Source organism: Nocardia carnea, from assembly GCF_029869215.1.
GTDB classification, from domain to species: Bacteria; Actinomycetota; Actinomycetes; order Mycobacteriales; family Mycobacteriaceae; genus Nocardia; species Nocardia carnea_B.
Map to the genome: position 1 here is coordinate 1 of NZ_JARWPM010000298.1, position 11,662 is coordinate 11,662.

Annotated in this window: 14 protein-coding genes; 2 read left to right on the forward strand and 12 right to left on the reverse strand. The window is 69.3% G+C overall.

From position 1 onward, the window contains the following. Positions 1-109: 109 nt before the first annotated feature. Together QH276_RS21135 and QH276_RS21140 are read left to right on the forward strand one after the other, a co-directional pair. Entirely contained in the window at positions 110-790 is a 681-nt protein-coding gene (locus QH276_RS21135) for an amino acid ABC transporter permease (protein WP_280406868.1), read from the forward strand. Further along, positions 787-1,680, forward strand: coding sequence for an amino acid ABC transporter permease (locus QH276_RS21140; RefSeq protein WP_280398169.1), 894 nt, complete (start codon positions 787-789; stop codon positions 1,678-1,680). The genes QH276_RS21135 and QH276_RS21140 overlap by 4 nt, the downstream gene beginning before the upstream one ends. Before the next feature lie 458 nt (positions 1,681-2,138). On the opposite strand, the gene QH276_RS21145 is transcribed toward QH276_RS21140, so the two are convergent. The 12 genes from QH276_RS21145 to pgsA all read right to left on the reverse strand — a co-directional run bounded on the left by QH276_RS21145 (position 2,139) and on the right by pgsA (position 11,452). Beyond that, positions 2,139-2,783, reverse strand: coding sequence for a class I SAM-dependent methyltransferase (locus tag QH276_RS21145; RefSeq protein ID WP_280398911.1), 645 nt, complete (start codon positions 2,781-2,783; stop codon positions 2,139-2,141). Positions 2,784-3,048: 265 nt separating this feature from the next. Then, complete coding sequence (recX, locus tag QH276_RS21150) at positions 3,049-3,702, reverse strand: recombination regulator RecX (RefSeq protein WP_432278623.1); 654 nt, start codon at positions 3,700-3,702, stop codon at positions 3,049-3,051. A gap of 82 nt (positions 3,703-3,784) precedes the next feature. Next, on the reverse strand, positions 3,785-4,822 hold the full coding sequence (gene recA / locus QH276_RS21155) for a recombinase RecA (protein WP_280398913.1): 1,038 nt from the start codon (positions 4,820-4,822) through the stop codon (positions 3,785-3,787). 246 nt (positions 4,823-5,068) lie between these two features. Next, positions 5,069-5,263 (reverse strand): DUF3046 domain-containing protein, encoded by a 195-nt coding sequence (locus QH276_RS21160; protein WP_280398914.1) that lies wholly within the window; start codon positions 5,261-5,263, stop codon positions 5,069-5,071. A gap of 28 nt (positions 5,264-5,291) precedes the next feature. Next, the gene (locus QH276_RS21165) at positions 5,292-6,455 is read right to left on the reverse strand and encodes a glycosyltransferase (RefSeq protein WP_280398915.1); all 1,164 of its coding nucleotides are present in this window, start codon (positions 6,453-6,455) and stop codon (positions 5,292-5,294) included. A 69-nt stretch (positions 6,456-6,524) separates the two neighbouring features. Continuing rightward, positions 6,525-7,244, reverse strand: coding sequence for a PIG-L deacetylase family protein (locus tag QH276_RS21170; protein WP_280398916.1), 720 nt, complete (start codon positions 7,242-7,244; stop codon positions 6,525-6,527). 184 nt (positions 7,245-7,428) lie between these two features. Further along, positions 7,429-7,662 carry a hypothetical protein gene (locus QH276_RS21175; protein WP_280398929.1) on the reverse strand — a complete coding sequence of 78 codons (234 nt, stop codon included), beginning with the start codon at positions 7,660-7,662 and terminating at the stop codon, positions 7,429-7,431. A 49-nt stretch (positions 7,663-7,711) separates the two neighbouring features. Beyond that, a complete protein-coding gene (pspM, locus tag QH276_RS21180) occupies positions 7,712-8,638 on the reverse strand; it encodes a phage shock envelope stress response protein PspM (RefSeq protein WP_280398917.1) in 927 nt (308 codons plus the stop codon). Positions 8,639-8,666: 28 nt separating this feature from the next. Further along, a complete protein-coding gene (pspA, locus tag QH276_RS21185) occupies positions 8,667-9,500 on the reverse strand; it encodes a phage shock protein PspA (RefSeq protein WP_280398918.1) in 834 nt (277 codons plus the stop codon). A 223-nt stretch (positions 9,501-9,723) separates the two neighbouring features. Next, a complete protein-coding gene (locus QH276_RS21190; protein ID WP_280398919.1) occupies positions 9,724-10,164 on the reverse strand; it encodes a helix-turn-helix domain-containing protein in 441 nt (146 codons plus the stop codon). 125 nt (positions 10,165-10,289) lie between these two features. Continuing rightward, complete coding sequence (locus QH276_RS21195) at positions 10,290-10,799, reverse strand: CinA family protein (protein ID WP_280398920.1); 510 nt, start codon at positions 10,797-10,799, stop codon at positions 10,290-10,292. Beyond that, positions 10,796-11,452: a CDP-diacylglycerol--glycerol-3-phosphate 3-phosphatidyltransferase gene (pgsA, locus tag QH276_RS21200; protein WP_280398921.1), complete on the reverse strand. Its 657-nt coding sequence runs from the start codon at positions 11,450-11,452 to the stop codon at positions 10,796-10,798. The genes QH276_RS21195 and pgsA overlap by 4 nt, the downstream gene beginning before the upstream one ends. Positions 11,453-11,662: the final 210 nt, after the last annotated feature.

Below are 11,662 nucleotides of genomic sequence, written 5' to 3' on the forward strand. Positions count from 1 at the left end.
CCGCCCGCCCTCCACCAACCCCCCCCCCCCGCCGGGGGCCCCCCCCCCCCCCCCCCCCCCCCCCCCCCCGATCCCGGCCCGACCTGCCGATCGGAGGCGCGCAACCACCGTGTTCGATTTGATCTCGGAATACGACTCCCAGCTGCTCGACGCATTCTGGATGACCATAAAACTGACCGTGCTGTCCGCGGTCGGTTCGCTGGTGCTGGGCACCCTCGTGGCCGGGATGCGGGTCTCGCCGGTTCCGGTGGCCCGCTGGGTCGGTACCGCGTACGTAACCGTATTCCGCAACACCCCGCTGACCCTCATCCTGGTGTTCTGCTCACTGGGCCTGTACTCCACGCTCGGGATGAACCTGGCCTCCGAAGGCCCCACTTCACTGGCCGACAACAACTTCCGGTGGGCCGTGATCGGCCTGAGCGTATACACGGCGGCCTTCGTCTGCGAATCGCTGCGCGCCGGAATCAACACCGTGCCACTGGGGCAGTCCGAAGCCGGGCGCTCACTGGGCCTGAGCTTCCTGCAGAATCTGCGGATCATCGTGCTGCCGCAAGCTTTCCGCTCCGTGATCGCCCCGCTGGGCAGCGTGTTCATCGCGCTGACCAAGAACACGACCGTCGCCTCGGCGATCAGCGTGGCCGAGGCATCCTTCCTGATGAAGAACATGATCGAAACGGAGGCGGCGCTGCTGACCATCGGCTTCATCTTCACCCTCGGTTTCGTGATCCTGACGCTGCCGGCCGGCCTGCTGTTCGGGCATCTGGCCAAACGATTCGAGGTGGCCCGGTGAGTGCCAAGGCATCCGTTCTCTACGACGCGCCGGGCCCTATCGCCCGCGTCCGCAATATTGTTTATTCGCTGGTAGTGCTGGCGGCAGTCCTCGCCGCGGGCTGGTTCGTCTACCGCGGTTTCGCCGATCAGGGCCAGTTCACGGCCGATAAATGGGAGCCGTTCCTCGACGGCGCGGTATGGACGACCTACATCCTGCCGGGCCTGGAGGGCACCGTGGTCGCCGCGGTGCTGTCGATCGTATTCGCGCTCGTCCTCGGCATGATCTTCGGTATCGCCCGGCTCTCCGATCACCGGTGGCTGCGCTGGACCGCGGGCACGATCGTCGAAATCGCCCGCGCCATCCCGGTGCTGATCCTGATGATCTTCCTGTTCGCCCTGTACTCCGAATACGACGTCTTCGATTCCGAGTACCTGGCACTGGGCGCCGTGGTCACCGCGCTGACCATCTACAACGGATCGGTGATCGCCGAGATCGTGCGCGCCGGGATCCTGTCCCTGCCCAAGGGGCAGACGGAGGCGGGTGTCGCGCTGGGGCTGCGCAAAGGCCAGCTGATGCGACTGATCCTGCTCCCGCAGGCGATCACCGCGATGCTGCCCGCGCTGGTCTCCCAGATGGTGGTCGCGCTGAAGGATTCCGCGCTCGGCTACGTGATCACCTACGAGGAGGTCGTCCGCAGCGCCCAGCAGCTCGGCGCGGCGGAACAGAATACGATTCCGGCCCTCATCGTGGTCGCGATCATCATGATCGTGCTGAATGTGCTGCTCTCCACGATCGCCACCCGGCTGGAGAAGCGGCTGCGCTCGGGTCGCCGCAAACGCGGCGGCGCGGTGGTCGCCGCCGATTCGGTGATCACCGACGCCGCACCCGGGGTCGATATCACCAAGTAGCCGACCCCGCCGCCGGGCGGCCCGGAGTGTGCCGTACCTGCATACTTCGCGGTTCGCCCGGCGCGAATACCAGGGGCCGCGTACACGCCGTCAGGGCACGACGAGGCGCAGGCCGACCGGTCATCGAAAACCGGTACCTGCTGCTGCCGCGATAGTCGCCGCGGCGGGCAGCCTGCGGCGATGCCGCTCTCGACTTTCGCGAAGTCTCGGCGGCGGGCGAAGGCGGGCGGCCGTATGTCCCCGATCGTATTCGGCAGGTTTCCGGCATTTCGCCCCACTGGCGGCGATATATCGCCCAGCACTTGCCCGACCGGGTCTCCGCGCGGAACCGCTTCTCAACGGAACTCTTCGGCGCAGGGACTACCCGAGATGCCCGGTGCGGGACGGTCGGCGCCGGTGGTATGGCGGCACGGCACAATCTATCTCGACCTCTGCGGTGCTTCGCGAAGGCCACCTCGTCACGCGCTGGGAGCGTCGTAGACCAACGTGTAACGCCAGAACAGCCGACGCCGGAGGCGGGCGCCGGGGAGCACCCTCCGGGCGGCGGCCCGGATTTCGCCCAGGGTCTCCTGTGGGTCAGCGGTCGGTGCGCGCATATGGGCAGGTAGTCCGGTGGCGCGCGCCGGATGCTTGATCATCCCCATGATCGGATTGGCGACAACGGCAGGTACGGCGGCGAGCGCATCGGCGGGGCCGGCTTCGCGGTAGCAGCCGACGATCACGAGTCGTCCGCCCGGGGCCAGGCAGCCGCGCAACTCGCGCAGAACCGGCACCAGGGGCAGGTGGTGCAGGACGGCGACGAGGGTGACGGCGTCCCAGCGCCGGTGTGGGTCGCGGGCGGCGAAATCGGCGTGCACGATACGCACCGTAGGGTCACCGACGAACCGCTCCGCCGCCGCGCGAGCGGTCGCGGTATCCGGTTCGAGCCCGGTGACCTCGGCGACCCGGCCACGCAGCAACGCGATGAGATTGCCCGTACCGCACCCGATATCGAGTGCGTCCCGGGCTCCCGACGCAACCACCCGACGCACGACCCACCGGCCGTAATGGTCATTGTGGCTCCAGGGGTGCCGCCGGTTGAACCGTTCGAGCACAGACAGCATCACCGAATTCTCCCGGTTGCACCCGATTTTCACCAGTTCACAAGGGCAAAGCCCCGGCATTCCGAGGCCACCCGAGAGTTCCCGCACCGGCCGAGTCGCCGGATATGCGGAATCGAGTACACGATCACGGGCCGCCGCCCTGCGATGCCCCGACACACCCGCCGTGGCCCTCATCGGCGTCGAACTCGTCCTGCACGCGCTTGTTCGCTCGAGGCGGTCGTGGAGATTTGCCGGACCGACCGAACGCCGCCGTGGACTCGGCGGATCAACCGCCCGGCGCCTCGGTATCCGTATCCCCGCTGTCGAACCCTCCGTAGCCGGCTTCCCATTCGGACCTGACCACGGTGTACGCCACCGAGTGACCATAGCCGCGGCGCGCCAGCATCCCTACCAGCCGCCGCATGGCTTTGTCCCGGTCCAGGCCCGCGGGTAGCGTGCGTAGTTTCCGGCGTACCAATTCGGTGGCCCGGGCGTGCTCGTCGTCGGCGGTGACATCCGCCAGCGCGGCGGACGCATCCTCGGCCGCTACCCCCTTGCGGCGCAATTCCTGGGCGAGCGCCTGCCGGCCCTTCCCCGCAAAACCGTGCCGTTGCCGTACCCACTGCCGCGCGAATTCGGCATCGTCGACCAGCCCCACCTCGGCCAACCGGTCGAGCGCCCGTTCGGCCACCTCGGCCGCGAAGCCCTTGGCGGCCAGGCGTTGCGCGAGTTCGGCACGACTGCGTGCGCGCACCGCGAGCAGCCGCAGGCACGCTTCTTTTGCCTGTTCCACCGACCCACCCGACGGGTCGCCGTCCGGATCCCCGGCTTCCGATTCATGCGCGGCGTCACCGGAACCGACCGGCCGAGTCCGCTGCGGATCGGGCTCGTCCGGCCGGTCTCCCCGGCCGGGGCCGGTGGATCGCCCGCCGGTGGCCAGGAGCTCGTCCAACCGGCGGCGAATATCCGCCACGGGATCGGACGGGCCCGGACCGCCGGACGCGGGACGCTGATTCATCGGATCAGAAATCGGCGGGGGTCTCCTCCGTGGCGGTCACATCCGCGCCGATCCCGAGCTTTTCCTTGATCTTCTTCTCGACCTCGTCGCGGATATCGGTGTTCTCCAGCAGGAACTTCCGGGCATTCTCCTTACCCTGCCCGAGCTGATCACCCTCGTAGGTGTACCAGGAACCGGATTTCCGGATGAACCCGTGCTCCACCCCCATATCGATCAGTGACCCCTCCTTGGAGATCCCGTGACCGTACAGAATGTCGAACTCGGCCTGTTTGAACGGCGGGCTCACCTTGTTCTTCACGACCTTGACCCGGGTCCGGTTACCCACCGCGTCGCTGCCGTCCTTCAGCGTTTCGATCCGCCGCACATCCAGGCGAACCGATGCGTAGAACTTCAATGCCTTTCCGCCCGTGGTGGTTTCGGGAGAACCGAACATGACACCGATCTTCTCGCGGAGCTGGTTGATGAAGATCGCGGTGGTACCGGAATTGTTCAGCGCGCTGGTCATCTTGCGCAGGGCCTGGCTCATCAGGCGGGCCTGCAGGCCGACGTGGCTGTCGCCCATTTCGCCTTCGATTTCGGCGCGGGGCACCAGGGCGGCGACCGAGTCGATGACGATGATGTCGATCGCTCCGGAGCGGACCAGCATATCGGCGATTTCCAGGGCCTGTTCACCGGTATCGGGCTGGGAGACCAGCAGGGCATCGGTATCGACACCGAGTTTGGCGGCGTAATCGGGGTCCAGGGCATGCTCGGCGTCGATGAAGGCGGCGACCCCGCCGAGCGCCTGCGCGTTGGCGACCGCGTGCAGGGCGACGGTGGTTTTACCGGAGGATTCCGGACCGTAGACCTCCACGATGCGGCCGCGCGGCAGACCGCCGATACCCAGGGCGACGTCCAGCGCGATGGAACCGGTCGGGATGACCGAGACGGGCTGGCGGGCCTCCTCCCCGAGGCGCATCACCGCCCCCTTGCCGAAACTCTTCTCGACCTGTGCGAGCGCGAGTTCCAGCGCCTTGTCGCGGTCATAGGGCTGTGGCGCCATCGTGACTCCCCTTTTCACCGGGTGGTAGGTAGGTGGTGTGGTTGGCGCCCACAGTAGAGCGCGGCACCGACAAGTTCCGGGGCTCAGCCTAGACGAACAGATGTTCGAGTCAAGCTCCGGATCCGCGCGTCGCCCGGACCGCCCACCACTGCGGATACCGCTCGGGTACACCCGGGACGAGGGTGGCGCCGGCGACCGCGCGAAGCTCCGGCCGGCACGCCCGGAACACCCTGCTGTGCGCTGCGTTCACCACCGGGAGCGGGGCACGTCGAACTCGGCGCACAGCGCGCGCCAGACCTCCCGCGGATCCACCCCCGCCTCGATGGCCGCGGCACCCGTCCGGCTGTCCAGCGCGAGGATGACGTGATCGTTCAGCAGAGTGTCACCCCGCATCTCGCCGAACTCGGTGTGCAAGAGCTCCTGGAATTCCGTCAACCGCACGTGCCCGAAGATACCCGGCGTCCCCGGCTCAGCCCGTCCGGACACCGCCCGCCACCCGGTGACAGATTTCCACCGGGTCCGCGACGTTCCCGGCGTCCGCCGCCGCGGCGCGGGCCGCCGCGGCGAAACCCGGTTCGTCCAGGATCCGGCGGACCGCCGAGCGGATCGCGTCCGCGGACAAGGGCCGGACGAGCAGGGAACTTCCCTGCCGCATCGCGCGGTTGGCCAGCTCCCATTGATCACCGCCACCCGGCACCGTGACCACGGGAACGCCCGCGGACAGGGCCTTGGCCAGCAGCCCGTGACCGCCACCACCGATCACCACCGCCGCCCGGGACAGCAGATCGTCCTGGCGGCCCAGCCCGGCCCGCGCCCAGGCGGGAAGATCGGCCGGCGGCTCGTCCAGCATGGAGATCACCACCCGCACTCCGGCCCCGTCGAGAGCCGCCAGGACGGTATCGATCATCCCGTCCACACCGGTATGCGCGGTGGACGGAGCGACCATCACCAGCGGTTCGTCCCCGGGCGGCGGTTCGAGGATCCGGTCGGTGGGCTCCCAGAACAGCGGCCCGACGAGATGCGCGTTGCCGGGCCAGTCCGGTCGCGGTACCTCGAGCGCGGGCAGGGTGGCGATCAGCCGGGCGGCCGGACCGGGATCGGCGGCCGGTAATCCCACACCGGTGCGCGCCAGTTCGCGTTGGCGAGTTCCGGTGCGCAGTGCGCGCGCGGTGAACATCCGCAGTACGGCGTCGCGCACGCGGCCGCGCACCCCCGTTCCCGGTGCGAGGCCGCTGCCGATGGGCGGCAGCCCTTTCGACGGCAGGTAGAGCGGATGCGGGGACAGCTCGACCCACGGCACTCGCAGCCGTTCGGCCGCCATCCCACCGCCCGCGGTGAGCACATCGGACACGACCAGTTCGGGCAGCATCGCACTGAGCTCGGGCAGGATCTCGGTCGAGATATACGCGGCCCGTTGATGAATCCGCGCACCCGCGTCGGCATCGTCGTCGGCCGGGCGGGGCGCCAGACCCTTCAGCCGGCGCACCCCGATCCCGGCCTCCCGGGCGGCGCCGAACCACCGTGGACCGGTGAACAGCACCGGTTCGTCCCCCGCTTCCAGGAAACGCGTGCAGATCGCGATAGCGGGAAACGCATGACCCGGATCGGGACCGGCGACTACGGCTACTCGCATCCGCTCAGCCTGCCATGGTTCCGTAGCCTCGCCGTGATCGGGTTCGAGGTCCCGGTGGGCGCCGAAAATTCAGAAGGTGAACAGTTCGAAGCCGACGGCCCGAGCGGCCGGGAACCCGGGGAGTGGGCCGGTCGTCATCGTGACCACGGCCCGGGCCTGTTCGGCCACCGGCCGGTGTGGATCGAGGACTTCGAGGTAGCGCCGGTGTTCGGCCAGCGACGCCTCGGCCGCACCGACGGTGGCGGTGACGTCCACCGCGTGGGTGACGCCGCTGGGAACCGCGACGGCAGCCCAGCGGGCGGTCCACGGTGCGAGGTCGGCGATTTCGGGGAAGATCCATTCGTTGCCGGCATCGGAGACCGCGTCCAGCCCCGCCCGTCCCACGGCCCGGTGATCGGCGCTGTTGACGAATCCCGGCGCCCAGGTCGGGCCGAAATGACCGAGTACCACCAATTCCGGCCGGTGCCGCCGGATCGCGGCCGCCAGATCCCGGCGTAACTCCAGGCTCGCTTCGAGCCGGCCGTCGGGATGGCCGAGGAATTCGACCTCCCGCACGCCGACCACCGCCGCCGAGGCGCGTTCCTCGGCTTCGCGCAGCGGTCCCGACTCCGCCGGCGGTACACCCGCGATCCCGGCCTCGCCCGAGGTCGCCAGAACGTATCGGACGTCTTTACCCTGGCCGGTCCACCGGGCCACGGCCGCCGCCACCCCGTACTCGATATCGTCGGGGTGGGCGACTATCACCAGTGCACGCTGCCAGTCCTCGGGAAGCGGGGGAACGCTCGTCATACGTCCATCCTGCGTCATTCACACCGCATCCGCCCGGGAAGCGCGCCCGGCGCGAATGCCCGCTCGACAGCGCGCACCGGGCCGCCGGGCGATCACCGGCCGGATCTCCTTGCCTCACCCGGAATGCGCCCGGCCGGGCCGAGAGTCCCCCGGGGTGATCCGGCCATCGCCCGGGTGGGCGAGTTCAGACTTTGGTGGCGGAGTTGTCGCTCGAACCCGCGATCGCCTTATAGAGCAGGTAGAGCCCGAATACCACGGCACTGATCACCAGGATGGGGAACAGTCCCTTGATGAGTGCGCCGATCACCGCCAGGGCGATCCAGACGACGGCGACCACGCCGATGATCTTCCACAACATTTTTGCCTCCCAGCGGTTGCTCCTGCTGTCGAGCATGGCAGCGCGGGGAGGCGAAATCACCAGGTGAGAGGCAATATAGGGGGAAGATCAGGGATGACCCTGAGCAGGGCTACTGCCACGTACGCCGCACGGCGGGCTCGGGCCGGGACACTCCGCCAGGGGCCGGCGGTAGCAGGCTCTCCGGGGCGCGGTCGGCGAGTTCGGTGAGCGCCTGGGCCCAGCCGTCCATCCGGTCGGCGGCCCGGCGGAGATCGGCGACGATCCCGTCGAATTCGTAGCGCAGCGCGCCGGTTTCGTCCACCGCCAGAACACGGGTAGCCGCGGCGACGACCTGTTCGTATTCGGCGACACCGGTGTCCAGCCGGGCCACGATCGACTGCACCGTTTCGGTCAGACGGTGTGCATCGGCGGGGTCGCCGAGCTCGGCGCCGCCCAGCGTGCGCACGGCCCCTTCCATGGTGGCGATATCGGCGGCGAGCGCGGTCAGCGCGGCGGCGCCGGACGCCGCGGTGGCCACCAGATCGTCCAGTTCGTCGGCAGGGAGGCGGCGGGTACGCGCGATCTGGCCGGCCACATCGTGCAGCAAGCGTTCGGCACGGGCCAGCCGGGACATCGCGGGGCGGGCCGCGGAACGGGCGGGCGGTAGTTTGCGCGGGACATAGCCGGCGAGCGGTAGCGGCGCACGCCGCAACTGCAGGTAGCGGCGGGTGCTCAGGGCCGCGCCGGTGACCAGCGCGACGGCCCCGCCGCCCAGGACGAGCACGACCCAGGCGGGGGCGGACAGGATCACCAGGCCCACCGCGCCGGCGGTGGTCAAACCGGAGGCGGTACCCAGACCGATGCTGCGGCGCCGGGCCCGCCGCCGGCGGCGCAGTTCCCGTTCCCGGGGATCGGCCCAGCGCCGGACGGCGACGAGCGCGTTCTCCCCGGCTGTCCGGAGCGAATCGGCGACGGAGACGACCTGTGGTTGGAGTTCCTGCCAGGAGCGGTCGATGTCCCGGGACCCGGTGGGGAACCGGGGTCGATCAGACTTCATACGCTGTCCTCGCCGAACTCTCGATCCGCTACTGCTGAGCGGTCTGGCCTTTGTTCATCTGCGGTTGGGGCTGGGCGGGCTCGGTGGCCGATTTGCCCGGGTCGATCGCGGCGTTGGTATTGCCGGCGGGCAGCGCGTCACCGCGCATGGAGGCCCGGATCTGCTCGAGGCGGCTGTGACCGGCCATCTGGATACTGGCCTGCTGGACCTCGAGCATCCGGCCCTGAACGCTGTTCTGCGCGAGTTCGGCGGAGCCGAGGGCGTTGGCGTAGCGGCGTTCGATCTTGTCCCGGACGGCGTCGAGGCTGGGAACGCTGCCGGGGGCGGACAGGGTGCTGTCCATCTGCTGCAGGGAGGCGCTGACCTGCTCCTGCATCTTGGCCTGTTCGAGCTGGCTGAGCAGTTTGGTGCGTTCGGCGACCTTCTGCTGCAGCAGCATCGCGTTCTGCTCGACGGCCTTCTTGGCCTGTGCGGCGGCCTGCAGCGACTGATCGTGCAGTACCTTGAGGTCTTCGACCGACTGTTCCGCGGTGACCAGCTGCGCGGCGAACGCCTCCGCCGCATTGGTGTATTGGATGGCCTTCTCGGTATCGCCGGCGGCGGTGGCCTGATCGGCGAGGGAGACCGCCTGGCGGGCATTGGCGTTGAGTTTTTCGACCTCGTCGAGCTGCCGGTTCAGTTTCATCTCCAGCTGCCGCTGGTTCCCGATCACCGACGCGGCCTGCTGGGACAGGGCCTGGTGCTGGCGTTGCGCTTCTTCGATAGCCTGCTGAATCTGGACCTTCGGATCCGCGTGCTCCTCGATCTTGGAGTCGAAGAGGGCCATCAGATACTTCCAGGCCTTCGTGAACGGATTAGCCATCGGTTGATCCCGCCTCCATCTACTGTGCCGCCTGGGCGACTCGCCAGTGCGCGACCGTCACGCACTCCTGCAGTACCTATCCTCCACCATGCGGCGCCCGGTACCGGCCACCGAGAAGCGCCGCGTCTGCCCACGGGCGGCCCGCGGACGCCTCCTACGAATCTATCCGTTCGGGTGCGCTACGCGCATTGTCACGATCGGGTATACCGCGGCTATCACCGGTTCAGGCCGCTTCGACCAGCACCAGCGGGCCGTTCGTAGGTGCCGGGATGACGATCCGGGTGTCGCCGTCGACCTGCGGCCGGGCGGATCCGGCCGACATCGAGGCGCCGGCACCGGCCGGGGCGGGTTCGGTGACGGCGGTTTCGGTAGCGGGCTCGACAGCGGCCGGCTCGGCCGGTGCCCCGGCGGGCGCCGTGCCCACCGGCATATCGCCGCCGGCGATCGTGGTGCTCACATCCCACAGGACCCGGGCGAGCGGGACGTCGAGGGCGTCGCAGATGGCGGCCAGCAGTTCACTGGATGCCTCCTTACGCCCCCGTTCCACCTCGGACAGATAGCCCAGGCTCACCCGTGCCGAGGTGGATACTTCGCGTAGGGTCCGGCTCTGGGCGAGGCGCGCACGCCGCAGACTGTCCCCGATCGCTTCTCGCAGCAGCGTCATCGAGTTCTCCTTCTCCCGGTAGGCTCGTCGCCCTCATATGCCGCAGCCCACGGCACGCACGCGGTTCTCTCCTGGCACAACGTCGGAACCGGTCCGGTGGGTTCCCGGGCCGGATGCGGAATCGCTCACCGGGTGGGTGGGGCGCCCCGCACACACCGCAGCAGTTCTTCTATCGCGGCGCGCGTCGCTGTGAACCTGATATTCCACCGGTCGCCGGTGAGTTTCAACCGCATCACCTCGGTATGCCCGGGCCCGGCGAGCCCGAGATAGACGGTCCCGACCTCGATCCCGTTCTGCGGGTCCGGTCCGGCGACCCCGGTGAGCGCGATTCCCCAGTCGGCGCCGCAGCGGGTGCGGGCGCCGACCGCCAGCTGTTCGGCGGTACTCGCGGCCACCGGGCCCTCGGTGGCCAGAACCTGTTCGTCGACACCGGCGAGCCGGTGTTTGAGCTCGGTGGCGTACACCACCAACCCGCCGCGCAGCACGGCGCTGGCACCGGGCACCCCGGCCAGGGTGGCGGCGACCAGCCCCGCGGTCAGCGATTCGGCCGTGGCGACGGTCCGGCCGCAGTCCCGCAGCGCCGCGATCAGGTCTGCGGCCGCGGTTTCGCCGGTCAGCGGGTCGGCCGTGGTCATCGGCGGCTGCGGTGCGGTCCGGCCAGCCAGAGCCGGGCGGCCTGGCCGACGTAGTCCAGTCCGGTGACCACTGTCAGCAGCAACGCGATCCACATCAGCACCATTCCCGCCGTCGCGAACCCGCCGGACAGCGGCAGCAGCAGCACCCCGATGGCCAGCGACTGAACCAGGGTTTTGAGTTTCCCGCCACGCCCGGCCGGGATCACGCCACGCCGCACCACCGCCAGCCGCAGCAGGGTGACCCCGAGTTCGCGGGCGCAGATGACGGCGGTCATCCACCAGGGCAGATCGCCGAGGACGGAGAGCCCGATCAGCGCGGAGCCGATCAGCGCCTTGTCGGCGATGGGGTCGGCCAGTTTCCCGAAATCGGTGACCAGACCGTACTTGCGGGCCAGCTGGCCGTCGAACCGGTCGGTGATGGCGGCGAGCGCGAACAGTACGGTCGCGGTGACCCGCCACCCCGTCTCGTGACCGCCGCCGGCGAACAGAGCCAGTACGAACAACGGGACCAGCGCGATCCGGGCCATCGTGAGGATATTGGCGATGTTCAGCAGCGGGACCGCCGATTCGGCAGGCGCCGGGGCCGGCCCGCCACGTACCGGCGCGGACGCGGGCCGCGGTCCCAGCTCCATCTCCTCGGGATGCACGCTCATAGCCGCCTCTGCGCAAAGACGCTCGACGGGCACTGCGCGTAAGCGCTCGACGGGCACTGCGCGTAAGCGCTCGACCGGTACTGCGCGGAAGCGCTCGGCAGGCCTTGCACGAACCCCGGACGACCACCCCGCGACGCGACGCCGGGACAGGCGCGCGGAGTCGAGCGGGCGGGCGGGGTCTGCGGCACACAATCAGACTATCGGTACCCC